This window comes from Qipengyuania sp. L-5Y (assembly GCF_056859455.1).
This window is the reverse complement of record NZ_JBSXOM010000026.1, coordinates 22,314-40,052: the sequence shown is the minus strand read 5'-3', so window position 1 is coordinate 40,052 and position 17,739 is coordinate 22,314. Positions and strand designations below refer to the sequence as shown.

Annotated in this window: 14 protein-coding genes and 1 tRNA gene; 3 read left to right on the top strand and 12 right to left on the bottom strand. The window is 60.4% G+C overall.

All coding sequences use genetic code 11. The features are described 5' to 3' along the window. Window positions 1–308: 308 nt before the first annotated feature. Window positions 309–385 (bottom strand) — tRNA-Arg (locus AC13F2_RS06175). 59 nt (window positions 386–444) lie between these two features. On the opposite strand from AC13F2_RS06175, the gene AC13F2_RS06170 reads away from it, so the two are divergent. Continuing rightward, window positions 445–1,170 (top strand): queuosine precursor transporter, encoded by a 726-nt coding sequence (locus AC13F2_RS06170; protein ID WP_482963955.1) that lies wholly within the window; start codon window positions 445–447, stop codon window positions 1,168–1,170. Window positions 1,171–1,233: 63 nt separating this feature from the next. Here AC13F2_RS06170 and AC13F2_RS06165 read toward each other — a convergent pair whose 3' ends face one another. The 10 genes from AC13F2_RS06165 to AC13F2_RS06120 form a co-directional block, all read right to left on the bottom strand. Beyond that, entirely contained in the window at window positions 1,234–4,164 is a 2,931-nt protein-coding gene (locus tag AC13F2_RS06165) for a TonB-dependent receptor (RefSeq protein WP_482963956.1), read from the bottom strand. A 199-nt stretch (window positions 4,165–4,363) separates the two neighbouring features. After that, window positions 4,364–5,389, bottom strand: a complete 1,026-nt coding sequence (virB11, locus tag AC13F2_RS06160) for a P-type DNA transfer ATPase VirB11 (RefSeq protein ID WP_482963957.1) — start codon at window positions 5,387–5,389, stop codon at window positions 4,364–4,366. 13 nt (window positions 5,390–5,402) lie between these two features. After that, window positions 5,403–6,521 (bottom strand): TrbI/VirB10 family protein, encoded by a 1,119-nt coding sequence (locus tag AC13F2_RS06155; protein WP_482970458.1) that lies wholly within the window; start codon window positions 6,519–6,521, stop codon window positions 5,403–5,405. 15 nt (window positions 6,522–6,536) lie between these two features. Further along, a complete protein-coding gene (locus tag AC13F2_RS06150) occupies window positions 6,537–7,307 on the bottom strand; it encodes a TrbG/VirB9 family P-type conjugative transfer protein (protein ID WP_221598763.1) in 771 nt (256 codons plus the stop codon). Then, window positions 7,304–8,482, bottom strand: a complete 1,179-nt coding sequence (locus AC13F2_RS06145; protein ID WP_482963958.1) for a TrbL/VirB6 family protein — start codon at window positions 8,480–8,482, stop codon at window positions 7,304–7,306. The genes AC13F2_RS06150 and AC13F2_RS06145 overlap by 4 nt, the downstream gene beginning before the upstream one ends. After that, complete coding sequence (locus AC13F2_RS06140; RefSeq protein ID WP_482963959.1) at window positions 8,479–10,917, bottom strand: VirB4 family type IV secretion/conjugal transfer ATPase; 2,439 nt, start codon at window positions 10,915–10,917, stop codon at window positions 8,479–8,481. The genes AC13F2_RS06145 and AC13F2_RS06140 overlap by 4 nt, the downstream gene beginning before the upstream one ends. Next, the gene (locus tag AC13F2_RS06135) at window positions 10,907–11,191 is read right to left on the bottom strand and encodes a VirB3 family type IV secretion system protein (protein WP_103024165.1); all 285 of its coding nucleotides are present in this window, start codon (window positions 11,189–11,191) and stop codon (window positions 10,907–10,909) included. The genes AC13F2_RS06140 and AC13F2_RS06135 overlap by 11 nt, the downstream gene beginning before the upstream one ends. A 1-nt stretch (window position 11,192) precedes the next feature. Continuing rightward, window positions 11,193–11,492 (bottom strand): TrbC/VirB2 family protein, encoded by a 300-nt coding sequence (locus tag AC13F2_RS06130; protein ID WP_482963960.1) that lies wholly within the window; start codon window positions 11,490–11,492, stop codon window positions 11,193–11,195. A 4-nt stretch (window positions 11,493–11,496) separates the two neighbouring features. Further along, window positions 11,497–12,126 (bottom strand): lytic transglycosylase domain-containing protein, encoded by a 630-nt coding sequence (locus AC13F2_RS06125; RefSeq protein ID WP_482963961.1) that lies wholly within the window; start codon window positions 12,124–12,126, stop codon window positions 11,497–11,499. A 149-nt stretch (window positions 12,127–12,275) separates the two neighbouring features. Continuing rightward, a complete protein-coding gene (locus AC13F2_RS06120; protein ID WP_482963962.1) occupies window positions 12,276–12,659 on the bottom strand; it encodes a hypothetical protein in 384 nt (127 codons plus the stop codon). Between the two features lie 265 nt (window positions 12,660–12,924). Between AC13F2_RS06120 and AC13F2_RS06115 the strand changes: the two genes are divergently transcribed. Further along, complete coding sequence (locus AC13F2_RS06115) at window positions 12,925–14,496, top strand: hypothetical protein (RefSeq protein WP_482963963.1); 1,572 nt, start codon at window positions 12,925–12,927, stop codon at window positions 14,494–14,496. A gap of 123 nt (window positions 14,497–14,619) precedes the next feature. Then, the gene (locus AC13F2_RS06110) at window positions 14,620–17,373 is read left to right on the top strand and encodes a TonB-dependent receptor domain-containing protein (protein WP_482963964.1); all 2,754 of its coding nucleotides are present in this window, start codon (window positions 14,620–14,622) and stop codon (window positions 17,371–17,373) included. Here AC13F2_RS06110 and AC13F2_RS06105 read toward each other — a convergent pair. Further along, window positions 17,370–17,678: a hypothetical protein gene (locus tag AC13F2_RS06105; RefSeq protein ID WP_482963965.1), complete on the bottom strand. Its 309-nt coding sequence runs from the start codon at window positions 17,676–17,678 to the stop codon at window positions 17,370–17,372. The genes AC13F2_RS06110 and AC13F2_RS06105 overlap by 4 nt on opposite strands. Window positions 17,679–17,739: the final 61 nt, after the last annotated feature.

Sequence of the window (17,739 nt, the reverse complement as noted above, 5' to 3'; positions counted from 1 at the left end):
ATCGCGTAAGGGAATGGCGTTTGCGAGAGTTGCCGCGAGATCAGGATATCCGAAAAGGCTTCTACGGCTGAAGTGAAATGCTCCAGATTTCGAGCAGCCGGAACGAGATTGTGCGCATACTTGTCGCCCGCAAGTAGCTCCGGAAAAAGTGGAGTGGCGGCGGCATTTGTTGGATTTCCGATAGTCCGCTTAGCGGTGTGCCTTCGGCGAAGCGGACAGTGTCCAAACGGCCGAGAAACTGTCATAAGGTGCCCATCACATCGCTGTGGGCAAATCCGAAAACCCGGCATTCTGCGGATTTTCGCTAATGGCGCGCCCGGCAGGACTCGAACCTGCAACTCCAAGCTTAGAAGGCTCGTGCTCTATCCAGTTGAACTACGGGCGCGCTCGCGGTTCCCCATAACGTCACTTTCGCGCCGGGCCAATCGGCACTAATCGTCTTTCATGGAAAAAACGCGATTGGCCTCGTCCCAGACACAGTTCCGCTATTACGACCTCGTGATGGCGGCATTCGTTACGATCCTGCTGCTGTCGAACCTCATCGGCGCATCGAAGCCGAGTTATGTGACGCTGCCCCTGATTGGCGAATGGTCGTTCGGGGCAGGCGTATTGTTCTTTCCGGTCAGCTATATCATCGGCGACGTGCTCACCGAGGTATACGGATATGCCCGCGCCCGCAGGGTCATCTGGACAGGTTTTGCAGCGCTATTGTTCATGGCCTTCATGGCCTGGGTCGTGGTGCAATTGCCTCCTGCTGCTGGCTGGCCGGGGCAGGCGGCATATGAATTCGTGTTCGGCAACAGCTGGCGGATCGTGCTCGCATCCATGACCGCTTTCTGGGCTGGCGAGTTCGCCAACAGCTATGTGCTCGCGAAAATGAAGATCTGGACGCGCGGTCGCCACCTGTGGATGCGCACGATCGGCTCGACCGTAGTCGGCCAAGGGCTCGACAGTCTGATCTTCTATCCCTTGGCTTTCTGGGGTCTGGCGGGCTGGCCCGTTGAACTGCTGTGGCAGGTTGTCCTGTCCCAATGGGCCATCAAGACAGCATGGGAAGCCCTCCTCACTCCCGTGACCTATGCAGTTGTCAGTTCTCTCAAAAAAGCAGAGGGCGTGGAAGTCTTCGATACCGATACCGATTTTTCTCCGTTCTCTGCTTCAAGGAACTGATAGCGACGAAAAAGGGGCGACCCGCAGGCCGCCCCTCCCCTCTCCCCCAATTTATGGGTGGTCTTAGAACTTCGCGCCAACCGCGATGCCGTAGCGCCGCGGATCAAGCGTAAAGATGTTGGTGAAATTACCCGATGAAGCATCCGTCACATACAACCCGGTGACGGAATTGCTGTTGAAGATGTTCTGGACGAAGCCGCGAACGAACCAGCCATTATCGCTTCCATTCAACTGGATCGATGCATTCGCCTGGACGAATGGTTTGATGCGGTTGACCCGACCGTTGAACACATTGCCAAACTGCTCGCCGGTAAGCGCGAGGTCAAACCGCGGCACGAGGGACATGCCGTCCCCGAATTCAGCAGTATATTGAACACCGACCGAGGCCTTGTATTCGGGCGCCTGCGGCAATCTGTTCCCACGCAGATTAACCTCTACGCCCGGGCTTAAGACATTGATGGGTCCGAGCGCCGCGAAGGCGGGATTGGCAGCCTGAGCGCTCAGCACACTACAGATGCTGAACGCGCCGTTGGACGCTATGCCGCCATCTGCCGGAAATGGTCCAGGCCCCTGAAGGCCGAGCCCGCCATTGACCAGGCCAACGAACGTATTAGCACCAGCACCCGTTACGGCACACAGGGAGCCGTTCGAGATGTCCTTGATGATGACGGCCAGCGGATCGCCGCCCCCTGGATCGCGGGGATTGCTGAAGAACTGGTCACCGGCCACCTTCGCGTTGAGGTAGCTGAGGTTCATGTTGATCACCCAATTGTAACTCGGGCGCAAAATGCTTTCGAGTTCGAGCCCCCAGATGTTGGCATCGATCGTATCGTTGACGGACGTCCGAGCGACGATACGGCTGAGTTGCAGGTCCTTGTACTTATAATAGAAGCCCGTGAGATTGAGCTGCGCCGCCCCATCGAGGAAGGTGTTCTTCGAGCCGATTTCGAAAGCGTCGATCTTTTCCGAACCGAAACTTTCTGACACGGCAAAGACCGGCGAGAGCGGCGGGTTAATGCCGCCCGATTTATACCCCCGCGAATATGAGAAGTAGAGGCTGTTGTCGGGCGAGATCGCATAATCGAGCACCGCGCGTCCGGTAATCGCATCGAAACTGACGTCCCGCTGTTGCAGTAGCTGGTTACCGTCCATCCCGGCATCGGCATCGAAGCTTCCGACGAAGGGCGAGGTAAACGGATCACCATTCCCGAACGGATTCAGAAAGTTCGCCAGAGTTGTGCGTGCCGATACCGACTTCGTATCGTCATTGTAACGAATACCTCCGGTAAGGGTCAGGCTGTCGGTTATGTCGAAATAGACTTCACCAAAGATCCCGAAGCTCTTCAGTTTGAAGTCGGTCGTATTGTTGCGATACATCGACGTGGCGAGGTAGGACGGCGGGGCACCTGCCGCGAAGGCGGAAAACGTCCCGAGTATCCCGGTCGCATAATCGAGACCGAAGGAGTTTACGTAATAACTGTTCTCGCTGACATCGGTCTGCGCATAAATCCCGCCAACAAGGAAGTTGAACGGCCCGTCGAAATCGCTCGACAGGATCGCTTCGCCGAACCACGCTGTCTGGTACTGGACTGACCGGTCGAATGCCAAAGGCGCATCAGAGCAAATCGAATTGCCTTCGTAAGCTCCCAGATTACCATCGTCATTGTCCGACGTGCACAGCTGACCATTGGGACCATTTGGAATGAGGGCTGCGGCGATTGGCGCAAAATAAGCGCTCGATCCGGGAATGAAAGCAGGGGCCGGCGCCGGCAGGCCAGTCGGCAGACCATTGGCAGCGAAGAACGCCAGCGTATTGAGCCCGGTAGCATAGCCCGACCGGTCGAGAACGCCGAGGTTGTAATCCTGGCGCGAGTCGACCGTCGTTTCCTGATAGATGCCGGTCAGCGACAGGTTCATCGAACCGAAGCCTTGGCTCAGATGGCCCTGCAACTGCAGTTCATCGGCAAAGTATTCAGGATCGAAGGATGTGTTCACGGTACGAACGTCATTCGGTTCGTCGAAGTTCGCATAACCATCAGTGCCGTATACGCTGCCGAGGGCAAGCGCTTCCGGAATGCCCTGAATGCGGAAGAGTTCGACCGACGACAGTACGGTCGCGAGTGTAGAGTTCGCGTTAGTCTTGTCGAAATCAAGGCGATTGTTGAGGCAGCCTAGCACACCTGTCGGATCGCGTTGGCAGGCCTGCTTCTGGATCCGCAGACGGTCGTCCTTCTCACGGAAATAGAACGCCATCAGATCGAGAGTGGTCGACGCGGTCGGCTCGAAGCGCAATGAACCGCGAACCGCGTACATGTCGCGTCCATCGATATCGCTGTTATCGTAAAGGTTGGTCGTATAACCGTCCCGGTTCAGATAGAACCCGGCAGCTCGCAGTGCGAGCGTGTCGCCGATCGGCACGTTGATCATGCCACGGGTTTTGATGCTGTTGTAATTTCCGTATTCGAAGTCGCCCGCCGCGGCGAACGTGCCGAGTTCCGGCTTGGCGGTGACTACGTTTACGACGCCCGAAGTGGCATTGCGGCCGAACAGTGTACCCTGCGGTCCGCGAAGCACTTCAACCCGCTCAAGATCGAAATATTCGGTTTCGAAGAGTCGGGTACCGAAGAGCGGCGAGCCATTGGTGTGGATGGCTGTCGCGCTGTCACAGGTAACGCCAACGCAAAGGTCGCCGATACCGCGAATGGTAAAACTTGAACTGGTGAAGTTCGATTTCGTGAAAGAGACGTTGGGCAGCGTAAGCTGCAAGTCGCTCGCGTTCTCGATCTGCTGGGCTTCCAGAGCTTCGGCATCGAAGGCGCTGACGGCGATGGGTACTTCTTGTAGCGACTGGTTTTGGCGCTGGGCGGTTACGATAATGACATTCGGACCGATACGGCGGCTATCCAGATCGTCATCTGGTGTTTCCTGTGCGAAAGCCGGAAACGAAATCGCGCTCGCGCAAATTCCCGCGAGCAGGGAAGCCCTTACCCTCATAAACCCTCTCCTCTCCACATGGCCGTCTATTGCGGCCTATGATCCCATAGTTATCACACATTCGTATGCACGCAAGCGATTGCGCACGATTATTGCGCACATGCCCACATATTTTTTCGAGTGTTGTTTTGGTGATTGGAGTGGCGATGCGCTTACGTTACGGAATGCTTGATTCCGCACGATGCCAACAGCCGATTTTTCAGACCAGCGTCGCGCTCTCGGCTATCTGGGTGATACCGCGCCTGCCGGCTTCGTCGCGACCGAGTTGCACGAATACGTCGATCACGCTTGCCGAATAGGCGATCGTATCGCTTCGAGTGAGGCCGATTCCCGTCTGCATGACCATCAGCGACAATTGCTCCAGCGCGCCGCGCAGACTGTTCGCGTGAATGGTCGAAAAGCTTCCCGGGTGCCCGGTGTTGATCGCTCGCAGGAAGCTCACGCTCTCGGCACCGCGAAGTTCGCCCAGAACGATGCGGTCGGGACGAAGGCGCAGCGCAGCCTGGAGCAGTTCGTTGGCAGTCACCTTGGCTTCGCCCAGCTCACCCTTCACGGCCACCAGACCGATACCGTTCTTGCCCGGCAATTTGAGCTCCGGGGTATCCTCCACGAGTACCACGCGCTCGTGTTTCGGGATCTCGCCCAGCATGGCGTTGAGGAATGTGGTCTTGCCGGTACTCGTGCCACCCGAAACCAGAATGGTACGGCGCTGCCGGATCGCTTCGCGCAGAAAGGCGATCGGTTCGGCCTGCGCATCGGGCATGGGCCCCCGCTGCGACGGTGCGAGCGGTCCCGTGTCGTAAGCATCGAGAGGAAGGTCGAGGCGGCGGTGGCGGCGGATCGCCATCGCCCAGTGCTTGCGCGCGGCGGGCGGACCGCAGAACTGAACGCGCGCGCCGCCGGGCAGAGTCGCGCCAAGCAAGGGGTGTTCGCGGTTGATCCCTTGGTGACTGACGCGGGCGACCTGTTCGGCGAGGCGCTGGATCAGCCGGTCGTCGATCTCGGGGCGAACGATGCGCTGCATGCCCCCGACACTGGCATCTTCCACCCAAACCTCGCCCGGGCCGTTCACCAGGATTTCGGTTACCGTATCCCGTTCAAGCCATTCCCGGAACGGCGCAAGGTAAGCGTCGAGATAGACGCTCCGTTCCCCGTGCAAATCGACGGGCGGCGCGTCCTCTTCCGGGTTGTCGTCCGGATGGAAGGGATGGATATCGGCGCTCACGATCGTGTCCGGCTCAGCTTACTGCCGAGAAGTCCAGATCACGCGCTGTGAATATCCGAATGGGTTCGCCCTGCCGGACGCGCACAGTCGGCCCACGCTGTCCGTCCTGCTGTGCCGCTGTTGCCGCTGCGGAGGAACTTGCGCCGCCGATCAGGACGCCTGCAGCACCGCCAGTGGCCAGCGATCCCACGCCCCCCACGACGGACAGCAACATTGCCGAACCGAAGCGTTTGAAAAAACTGGCGCCCGAAACCTTGCCGGCGAGGCCGGTGGTTCCGTCGAAGCCTACAGCCGGCGAGGCGAGATTGACCGATGCCCCGTCGGGACGGATCAATCGTGTCCAGATGACATAAGCGCGCCTCTGGCCGTTCTGCAGTCCCGATTGATACTGCCCGATCAATCGGCTGGATCGCGGTACGAGCACTTTGGTGCCATCGAAGCTGCGCACATCCTGGCTGACAACCGCCCGGACATATCCCGGCACATTGGTGTCGATCGCGGTTTCGAGGATAGCGGGGATCAGCGTACCCTGCGTGACGGTTGTCGTTGGATTGACCATTGCCCTGGCCTGGGCGGGTGCCCCGCCCACGCCGCCGATCCGGCTGGCGAAATCGTTTGCCGAACCGCCGGAGGTCCCCGCAGCCGCCGTTTCGCCAGCGACAGCGGGCTCCGCAGCCGCCAGCGTAGCGGGGGAGTTGCCCGCGTCGTAGACAACCGTCGGATTGGAATAGGGATTGCTGGCCAGACCGGGTTCGGGCTGCGCTGCCAGCACAGGTTGAGGTGCCGGGTCGGGCCGCGGTGTGGCAGCAAGCTGCTCGTTCGGCTGATTTGTCGCTGCGGCAGGGGCTGCTGCGGGCGGAGGCGGCGCTTGCACGGCCGCTGCCTGACCGCCTATCCCTTCCGGTGGGGCAACACGGGCGGAATTCATACTCCACAGCGTGACAAGGCCAAGGCCCGCTACCACTGCAATACCTGCAACGAGACCGAGCGCATCGGATTTGCCCGCTGGCCGGGCGACTGCAGGAAACGAATTGCGCTGCGCAAGATCGATGATCTCTGCATCGGTGTCGTCCCGCGGATCGACATCGTTGGCAATATTTTCATTGCCCGGCTTCTTTTCGGGCAGTCGCATGGCAAGGCGCATCGGTTACTTCCCTTTCGAAGCGAGGGCCGGGCTGACGCTCGCTGTGGCTGCAGGCCGTTCGGGCCCGGTATTCGTGAGCTGGGCACTATCTTCGCCCGCTCGCAGAACGAGCGTGCGCGGAACACCGTCGACAACGATGGTATCGCCGCGAACGGTAAAGTTGACGGGCCCTTCGACACCCTTGCTGTTAACGACCAGAATTGCCGGCACGTCTTTTCCAACCGGCCAGGTCAGGAACGTCGCTGTGCCGTCGTCATAGGTGTTCTCTGGCAGCAACTCGGGATCGCCCGAAGCACGCCAGGCGAAATTGAGATCTGCCGGATCAACCACAGCATAAGGGTCATTCGCCGCCTGCTGCTCCACGGCATTTGGGGCTGCGGCCAGCTGCACTTGCTCTTCCTCGGGCTCGTCCGGGTAAGCGAAGCGCATGAGGTAGAGCGGCTTTGCGTTAGGGGTGGCAACAAGATCGAAAAGATAGGTTCGCTTGCTCGTCACGACCGTGAGATTGGTCGAGGCACGCGGTTCGAGCGGTTTCACAAACAGGATGTTGGCCCGTTTGTTCGGGGTTACCTGCCATGTCGCACTGTCGCCAATGGCGACATTCTCGATGACCTCGTCATCGTTGAACATGATGCTCGCCTGCACCGATACGCGGCCATCGATCCGAACCACTTTTGCTTCGTCATACATCACTTCGACGAGGCGGGAATCCTGCGCCGCAACGGGCGCGGCGATCAGAGCGAGAGCGAGCGCGGGAATGATCGCGCGGGTCATGCGTGTTTCTCCATCGAACGGTCGAGGGCTTTTGGTGTGGCGGATTTGAACCTGCTGCCGATGCCGGAACCGCGCGCGCGAGCCTTGCTGGCGATCGCTTGCTGACCGGATCCTGAAGACGTCGCGTAAACCTTGGTAACGCGAGAACCTCCGCTGCCACCGGACGCCCCGCTATCGTTCGCCGCATAGGCAGTGGGGACTGCGGACACGTCTATCCTGCGGGCCTGCGAACTGGCCTGATTGGCAGCCTGTGCCTGGGCAAGTGCGGCAGCGCTCGGTGCGGCTGCTTGTGAATGCTGTGCGACCGGAGGTTTCTCGTCCTTTTCGGATACCAGCCCGAAAACCGTCCAGCTGGACACCATCGCCCCGGCGACCTTCAGCACCAGTATCATCAACGCTACGTGGACAGCGCCGATCATGAAGAAGCCCATGGCTGCTTGTGGATCGACTTGCCCGGGCGTGGCCGTCAACGCACCGAGTATGGGAACAGCCAGTTCGAGCATGACGCTACCGCCCAGCACCGCAAAAAGCGGGGCCAGCGCGCACATCGTGAGCCCTTTTATCCAGCCCGTGAAGAGACCGCGTGTGCCATTGAACAGCGCCATCACGACGAAAAGCGGGCCCAAGGCGACGAGGACACCGAGTGCAATCTTGGTCGTTACCAGCAGGCCGACCGTACCCAGCATGAACAGCATCGCACCGAGCCACATCATTCCTTCGGGCGAGAATGCTGAGAAGTCCTCGCTACCCCCGCTTGCTTCCTGAATGGCGATGAACACCACATCGATCTTTTGGGCGAACACATCGGTGGCAGAGCCACTGGTTCCGGTAAGAAGGCCTGCGAGATAGTCCGGCGTCAACACCGCAAGGTTCCAGACCACGCTCTGGTACGCAATCCAGCTGGTTGCGAAGGTCAGCACAAGGCCGAGCGTCATCATGCGGGGGACGAGCGAACGCACGCCGATATTGGCGCGCCCGGTGAGCAGGGCGAATGCGAAGAGCGCAATGAACAGGGTGAGAACGAGGGTCAGCACCATGCTCAGCTGTCCACCCGAAGCGAACAATCGGTTGAAGGCGGCCGCACTTGCCTCGCCCGCCACGCAATCCACACCGCGCAGCGCGGCGGCTACGCCATTGCCGACCTGTTCGGCAGCCTGCTGGCAATTGGCGCTCATTCCGCGGCCAGACCGAGGGCTTCGATCCCGGCATCTCCATGATCATTCGCCCCGCCCGGCCATTTCGTGCCGGTCAGTGCAGGGAACCATTCGCGCGGCGCATCGCCCAGCGCTTCGCGCAGCAGATCGAGCCGGCGGACGGAACTCTCGCGGCCTGAAAGCAGTGTCAGCACTTCGGGCGCGCCCGACAGGTCGAGCCGGACCACCACACTCGCATCGGGCTGGCGCACAAGAAAGCAGCGGCTGTGTGCCGGCAACGTACGGATCAGAGCAAGCTCGTGTTCGGTCAGGCCGAAGCCATCGCAATAATCCTCTGGCCGCGCGCGGCTATTGGGCATGAACACCATGGTCGCGGTCTGCTCGACCAATGCGGTGGAAATGCGGCTTTCGAGCGCGTCGCGGGCCGATTGGGTGGCGAAACCGACCAGCGCGTTGCGTTTGCGCAACGTCTTGAGCCAGTCTCGGATGCGTGCCGCAAAGACTTCGTCATCGAGCGCTTTCCAGCCTTCGTCGATGAGGATCATGGTCGGCTTGCCGTCCAACCTCTCCTCGATCCGGTGGAACAGGTACATCATGGTGGGCGTGCGTAGGCGCGGATTTTCGAGCAGCGCCGTCATGTCGAAACCAAGAACGCGGGCGGTCAAATCCAGCCGGTCTTCGGCATTGTCGAACATCCAGGCATGTTCGCCTTCGCCGATCCAGGCTCCCAGCCGATCCGCCAGATCGCCCGGTTGCGGACGACGACTGCCGGAAAGCAGTTCCTTGAAGTGGCGCAAGCGGCGCAGCGACGCATCGTTGGCATAGGTGGCATCCACCGCTGCGGCGATGGTCTGTTCCTCTTCGGGACCTTCGGCCTTCAGCAGCACGCCAAGCCAATCGCGCAGGAAAGCCTTGTTGCCTGCCGTGTCCGGCAGAGCGAGAGGATTGAAGCCGGTCGGTTCGCCGGCACGGATGCTGTCGTACCGGCCCCCAATACCGCGCACGAACAGTTCGGCGCCGCGATCCTTGTCGAACAGGATCGTGCGCGGGCTGAATTTCTGCGCCTGCGCAGCGAGGAAATTCATGACCACCGTCTTGCCCGACCCCGAAGGACCGATGACCGAAAAATTCCCCAGATCGCCGTGGTGGAAGTTGAAGAAGAACGGCGTCGCGCTGGTCGTTTCCAGCAGCGTTACGGCTTCGCCCCAATGGTTGCCCTGCGCCTGACCGAGAGCAAAGCCATGCATGCTGCCAAAGCTCGCCATATTGGCGCTGGATATAAGCGCGCGGCGCACCAGATAGCTCTCGTTGCCCGGGAACTGCCCCCAGAAGGCGGGTTCGAGATTGGTGTCCTCGCGTACGGCTATCGCACCGGTATCGGCAAGAGCTGCGGCGCAGGCTGCCATGGCATCGTCCAGTCGACCGAGATCGCGTTCCTTGACCATGACGGTGAGGTGATGGTCGCCAAACCCGACCGCGCCATTGCCAAGGGCATCGCGCGCAGCCAGCATATCGGCGCGTTCTGCAGCCGCTTCTTCATCCGCACTTTTCAACCGGCGAATGGCCAGATCCATGCGTTCGCGGGCAGTCTGCCTTTCGGTCGGGGCATAACTTTCACTCACCACCATTTCGAACGGCAAGCGCAACAGGCTGTCGAGTAGACCCGGGCTCGTCGCTTCGGGATAATCCTTGAGCCCGAGCACTGCAGCGAAGTCGGGCGAACCGGATCCGCGCATCTCGATCGCATCGAGACCGAAGCTGACGCGGCGGTATGGCAGCATGTACCCGACATCGACATCGTCCGCCGGTTTGCGCACCGGGCGCATCTCGCCATTATACAGCGCGCTCAGCAGCTCGAGCATTTCCGAATTGATATTGCCCTGCGGCCCGACGTAATCGGCCAGCGGCGTCGCTCCGTACGCCTGCAATGCGGCGACCAGACCTTGCGACGCAGCGCGCAGGCTTCGCAGATCCTTGGGATCGGCCTCCAGCCTGTCGCCATCCTTGCGGCGAAATTTCTTGCCGACCCGTTCCACAAGCCCCGCCTTGCCGCGGGCAGGACGACGGATGAGCGTAATGAACTGATCGTTCACGAACAGCTGTCCCGAACCGAGCCTCTGGTTCCAGCGTTCATCGATATGACGACTGATCGGATCGGGAAATTCAGCTTCAAGCTCAACGGACACGCGGCGACGGATGACGTGGTGATACAATACGAACCGCGCATCGAGGGTCGAACGCAATACAACCTCGCGTGTGGCGGCATGCGCGTTCAACGCTTCACTGTCCTCTGTCTCGAACAGTAGGCCCGGGACCTGGATCGCGGTCATGACCGATCCGTCTCGCAACAGCAGCGTGTTTTCGTCGATCAGGCGAACATAGGGCAGACGGTCGCCGGCTCGCGCTTCCTTTGCGCTCCAGGCAGCAGCGCCCTTCCATTTGTCGTTACGCGGCATAGGAATTGCACCCCCAGCGCTTGTAATTCTTCACCCGCGGGCATTTGCTGACCTTCGTAATCCAGAGGTCGAAAATACGCGGCTCGCGCAGGCAGGCGAAATAGCCGATGCCATGCATCACAGCGAAGACCAGCAGCGCAAGCCAGCTGCCGGTGATCAGAAAAGCTTCGGTCGTCACCATCCCGTTGATGATGAAATAGTTGTACGTCACGCCCGCGAACATCTGCGGGCGCGTCAACGCGCGGTGAACGGGATGGCGGACGAGCGCGGTCATCCTAGCTGGCCGCGCCCTGAATACCGGCGACAATCGACGCTGCACCGAACAGGATGAAGACGCCGATGATGACGGTGGCGCCGAAACGCCAGTTAAGGCGGCCGGTCAGCATCATGAACCCGACGGCAGCAACAGCCATGACTGCCACGGCCGTGGCGACATTGCCGAGCAACGTGCCCTGCAACCAGCCGAGTGCTGCCACAATGGGGCCCGATCCGGCCGGATCGGCAGCCTGCGCAAACGCTGCGCTCGGCGTCAACAGGGTGGCAAGAGCTGCCGGAACGATGAACTTGCGACTCAAGTAACTACTCCCGTGAGTGGTCAGAAAGACGGCCCATGATGGCCGCCACATAATGCTGGGTTTCGCGAATGCGCGGAATGCCGTTGGCGCGGATAACGCGTCCGGGCCCGGCATTATAGGCCGCCAGTGCCTTTTCCAGATCGCCGTCGAACCGGTCGAGTTGTTCGCGCAGGTAACGCGCCCCACCTTCGAGATTGGCGAATGGATCGTTCGGGTCGACACCCAGGTCGCGTGCAGTGCCCGGCATCAATTGCGCGAGCCCGCGCGCGCCGACAGGCGACACCGCATTCGCGCGCCAGCGGCTTTCCTGCCAGACGAGAGCTTCTATCAGTGTCGGGCTGAGATCGAAGCGCGCTGCAAGCTCGGCGACTTTGGCCTGATAACCTTGGGGAACAAGGCGCGCATGCTGGCCGGGATCGGCCACCGCAATATCGGGAACGAAAATATCTGCCGGAACTTCTGAAATGGGTTCCGCAGAGATGAGTTCGGTTGGCGCAGCAGGAAGCGCGGTGCTTCCGCCGGCTACCCAGCGCGCTCCGTCCGCGTTAATCTCCATGACATCCGCCTTCACCGGGAAAGCGATCAGCGCCGCGCAGGACAAACCTGTCACCAGCGCCAAGCGTGCTAGAATCATTGCACCCTCCGTCCGGCCCCCATGCGCATACTACATGACAGGCGAGTGACACAAAACTGAATATCCGGGAATGTGTCGGCGGGACGAAAGAATAAAGGCCCGCGCTCCCGGGAGCGCGGGCCTAAACAGCTTTTCGACTTCTGTAAAAGTTAGCGTAACGACAGGGCGTAATAACGGGCGAACTCGCCTTTATCGAGCATCGCCAGCGCCTTGCGCGCGAGATGTCGCGAATCGACCCAGGCACCGCCAGCGGTCTGCAGTTCGACACTGTCGCGGGCCATAGCGGCGGTTTTAAACTCTGCCCGCGCGGCTTCGTATTCGCCTGTCCGCGCAAGCGCGATGCCATGATTGATCAACCGGGCGGGATCGTTTTCTGCCAGCTCATCGCAGTTCTCGATAGCTATGCGGGCAGCGGCATTCTCGTTCGAAACCAGCTCTTCATACCCGACATCGTAATCGGCCTGCGGGCCTGCGACAGCTTCGACAGGGCCCTGCGCCAAAAGGGCCAGCGCAATGCTCGTGATAATTGCCATGACAGCTCTCCCTACTCTCTTTGCCCGAGCAGGAATGCCCCACGGCATGGACAATCGCAACAAAACTGTAACATTGTCATATTTCTGCAATCATCATGGCAGCCGCCGCTTTTTCGCAGCGTGCTCCGATGCGTCGCATTATCTGTTGAAACTGCAACATAACGGTCATCTACCGACACAAACTGTCACACAGCGTCCGTAGCGGACGAGTCGCGATCAAGAGTTCGCAACTCGATTCTTCCGGTTTTTGAGGGGACCGCTACCCGTGACAAATTTTCACCGTTCGCTCGTACTCGGCTGCTCGGCTCTGGCTCTGGCCAGCTGCGGCGCCGACGAAATCGTCTCGCCCGGCACTGGCGGTGACATCATCATCAACCCGCCTGCCACGCCTGCGCCCACCCCGGCACCGACGCCGGCCCCGACCTCGGGCACGGTAACCGCTGCTGCAGGTTGCCCCACCATTTCGGACCCTGTCGGCCTCACCGATAGTGGCACGATTTCTGGTCCGACTGGCGAATATCGTGTGTGTACTCTGCCCGCCGTTTTTGCCGCATCTTCGACGTTGCCGTACATCGAAGGTCTGCTTTATCGTATAAACGGTCGCGTTGATGTCGGTACCGACGGTGGCCCGGTGGCTACCGGTGCGGATACTGAAGTCGAGTTGACCATCGAGCCGGGCGCCATTCTATTCTCGTCCTCTGCTGGCTGGCTCAACGTCAATCGCGGAAACACCATCCAGGCGAATGGTACTGCCGAGCGGCCCATCATCTTCACCAGCCGCGACAACGTACAGGGTTTGAACGCGGCCAATGCTTCCGGTCAGTGGGGCGGCGTCGTTCTTTCTGGTCGCGCACCGGTGACCGATTGTATCGCTCCAGGCGCCACTCCCGGGACCACAGCCTGCGAACGCCAGGTCGAAGGTGCGGCACAACCCGCTTTATTCGGCGGTGCAACTACCAATGACAGTTCGGGAAGCCTGACCTTTGTCCAAATCCGTTATTCCGGCTTCGTTTTGTCCGGCGATAATGAATTGCAGTCGCTTACGACCGGTGGCGTCGGCTCCGGAACCACGCTCAATAACATCATGAGCTATAACAGCTCGGACGACGGTGTCGAATTCTTCGGCGGCGTTATGAATGTTTCGAACCTGATCGTCGTCGGCGCGGAAGACGACAGCCTCGACACCGACACCGGCGTGAAGGCCAATATGCAGAACGTGATCGCCATCCAGCGCCCTGGTTTCGGTGACACGATCATCGAAGCGGACTCCTCCAATGGCCTCGAAGAAGACACACCGCGTCAGAATGTGAAGATCTCGAACGCGACCTTCATTGCCAACAGCGGTGTTGGCGATCAGGCCATTCGCATTCGCGGCTTTGCCGATTATACCATCGTCAACTCGGTTCTCATCGATCAGTCGGGCAACACGCCGTGCCTGCGGGTCGACAACCCCGAAACGCTCAACCGCGCTGCCAATGCTGGCATCGACGAAGCCGGCCCGGTCGTCTTCAATTCGTTCGTCCTCGACTGCGCAACGGATTTCCGCTCCGGATCTGGCGGTGTCACCGCAGCAGACGTTCAGACCCGCTTCAATGCCGGTTCGAACAACAATGCGGGCTTCACCAACACGCTTTCGATGACCTTCATCAACGGCGCGAACGAAAACGGTGTTGCGGTATTCGATCCGACTTCGCTTGGTGCCTTCTTCACGCTTCCGACCAATATCGGCGCCGTTTATCCCGGTAACGACACCTGGTTCCAGGGTTGGACCTGCAACTCGGCAACGGTGACCTTCGACACCGCGGTGTCCGATTGCACCAGCCTGCCAATCTACTGATCTGAACACATGGCGGCCGGGCAAACGCAGTTGAGCGTCCCCGGCCGCCTTCGCTTTTCAAATGGGGCGATCGCTGCGCTCCACTCCAGTTTCAAAGGCCTGAATATGAGGGGGTCTCGAACCATGTCGACCGGCAAGCAGCTTACTGCGCTGCTCCTGTTCACCACCGCGCTCACCCTGCCCGCAGCGGCATTCGCTCAGGATGCGGGTGTCGGCACCGGTGCCGAAGGCGTACCCGCAGATGAAGATGCCGCTACCGATGCCCTTCAGGCACAGCAAGCCCAGGGCATCGACAACACGCCGCAGGAAGAAGAGTTCGAAGAACCCGATATTTCGGTGCCCGGCGGTTCTATCGTTGTTACCGGTCGCCGCAGGCAGGACGTCACCCGCGCGTCCTCGCAGGTCGTGTCCGTGCTCGACAGTGCCAGCATCGCCCGCTCCGGCGAAGGCGACATTGCGGGCGCCCTTACCCGCGTGACAGGTCTTTCCACCGTGGGGAACGGTCTCGTCTTCGTTCGCGGCCTTGGCGATCGTTATTCGCTCGCCCTGCTCAATGGTCTTCCCCTGCCCTCGCCGCAGCCGCTGAGCCGTGTCGTCCCGCTCGACATCTTCCCGACCAGCGTCATCGCGTCCAGCCTCGTGCAGAAAACCTACTCGGCCAACTTCCCAGGCGAATTCGGCGGCGGCGTAATCAATCTCACGACCCGCGCGGTACCGGACGAAAGCTTCGTCAAGGTCAGCGCCGGCATCTCCGGCGACACCGAAACCACATTTGGGACCGGATACAGCTATTACGGCTCGGATTATGACTGGTTCGGTTTCGACGACGGTCGCCGCGAACCTGGTCCCAACCTGCAGTCCTTCCTTAACAGTGGCCTCCAGATTACCGACCCGCAGGTCGATCAGCAGGCGATCCTGCTCGAACTGGGCGATCCCAATCAGATCCTCCTCCAGAGCACCGATGAACTGCCGGTCAACTGGTCGGCGGGCATCACGGCAGGCACGAGCTTCGACGTTTTTGCCGACGGAAGGTTCGGCATCATCGCCACCGCCTCGCTCAGCAACAAATGGCGCAACCGCTTCATCACCCGCCAGGTCGCGGTGAACGGCGCGCTCGATCTCGATCAGGACGGCACGCAGTTCCAGACCGACCAGCGCATTCTCGCAAATGCGATGCTCGGCCTCGGTCTCGAGGTGGGCGAGCACCGGTTCCGCCTGACAAATCTCTTTATCCGGGACTCGCTCAAGCGCGCATCGCTGGCACAGATCAACGATCTGACCGACGATGATGACGACCTGTTCCAGAATACCGGCTGGTACGAACGCCAGCTGTTCGATACGCAGTTTGTCGGTGAACTCGAATTCGGCGATCTTTCGGTCGATCTGCGGGCCGGTTATGCGCAAACGCAGCGCGAAGCGCCCAATGAATGGGAATTCGTCTATACCCGCGACCTTACCCCCACGACCCAGCTCGACGAAATCTATCTGAACCTTCAGAACGGCGGCCAGCGCGGGCGCACCACGGTGGCCTTTTCCGATCTGACTGAAGATCTCTATTACGGCGGTCTCGATCTCAGCTATCAGTTCGCCGACTGGGTTACGCTGACGGTTGGCGGTGCCTATACCGACACGACCCGCCTCTCGCGCCGCCGGGAATTCGATATCCGCGCCACGGGCGCCTATCCGCTCGTTTTCGGCGCATTCCGCCCCGATAATCTGCTTGGCGATGCCCTGATCAATCTAGGCTACGATACGGCGGCGCAGGCTGCTGGCGGCATCGGCCCCTTCGGCTATCAGATCATCGACACGACCGCATCGGACCCGGCCTTTTCCGCCGGGCTGGAGATCAAGGCGGGGTACGTGCAGGCCAATCTGACGCAATCCGATGCCCTGTCGCTCGACCTTGGCATCCGCTACGAAGACGCCACGCAGGAAGTCATACCGCTCGGGCTCGACGGGCGTCCGAACGGCTCGGCCAATGCCACCCTGCTGAACAACGATTACTTCCTCCCAGGCGCCACGCTGACATGGGAAGTGATGGATAGCGTCCAATTGCGTCTCAACGCGTCCAAGACCATTGCCCGCCCGCAGTTCCGCGAACTGATCCTGCAAAGCTATTACGATCCGGAAACGAACCGGCAGTTCACCGGTAACCCCGGCCTGATCGACAGCCGGCTCACCAATTACGAAGCCCGCCTCGAGCATTATTGGGGATCGAACAGCCGGGCCAGCGTGGCAGGCTTCTACAAGGATATCGAAAACCCGATCGAAATCTTTTCGAGCTTCAACGACAACGCGGTCGTCAGCCGCTTCGCCAACGCCCCGTCGGCCAAGCTCTACGGTGCCGAAGTCGAGTTGCAGTGGAACAAGGACCTCTACGACCTCGGCGAATGGTGGGACAGCAAGCGCTTCGTCGCCATCGCCAACTACACCTACACCAAATCCGACATCAGCGTTCAGGATGGCGATCTCGTCAACATCCCGGAACTCGGCGGGCTTCAGCCGGCGTCGAACTTCTTCGAAGACGGCACGGCGCTGACCGGCCAGTCCGATCACATCGCCAATGTGCAGCTCGGCCTCGAGGATCTCGACCGCGTCAGCCAGCTCACCGTGCTGTTCAATTACGGCAGTAAGCGCGTGATAAGCCGCAGCACCCTCTCGCGTCCGGACATCATCGAAGACCCGGGCCTGACGATCGACCTCGTCGCTCGGCAGGGTTTCCAGCTGGCAGGCGCCGAGCTGGAACTGAAACTAGAAGCGCGCAACCTGACGGGACGCGATCATTTCGAATACCAGACGGCCGGCGACGCCCGGATCGAGAACAACAGCTACCGCGTGGGCCGCAACTTCGCAGTCTCGCTTTCGGCTGAATTCTAAGCTGCTGCCAACACTTGGCCGGGGCCGCTTTCGGGCGGCCCCTCGTCATCCTCAAGTCGATCGTCCCGGGTCGTAACCGCGTCCCTCTTTCCGATCAGCGCGTTTGCGCCCAGCCCGACCGGCTGCAGGCTGACACCCAGCAGCGCCACCGAAACCAGCGCCACGATCAATGGCGCGCTCCCCCGCGCCAGCGGATAGATCTGCGTAAGATCGCCGGCATCGTAAGACGCCATCAGAAGGAACTGATAACCCACATGCAGACCTATTCCCGCCAGTATCAGCATGTAGCTGGAAGGGTCCGGCACCGACTATAAAACCAATGCTGCGCCCAACTACATTACGGGCTGCATTATTCCTTCCGTCGCA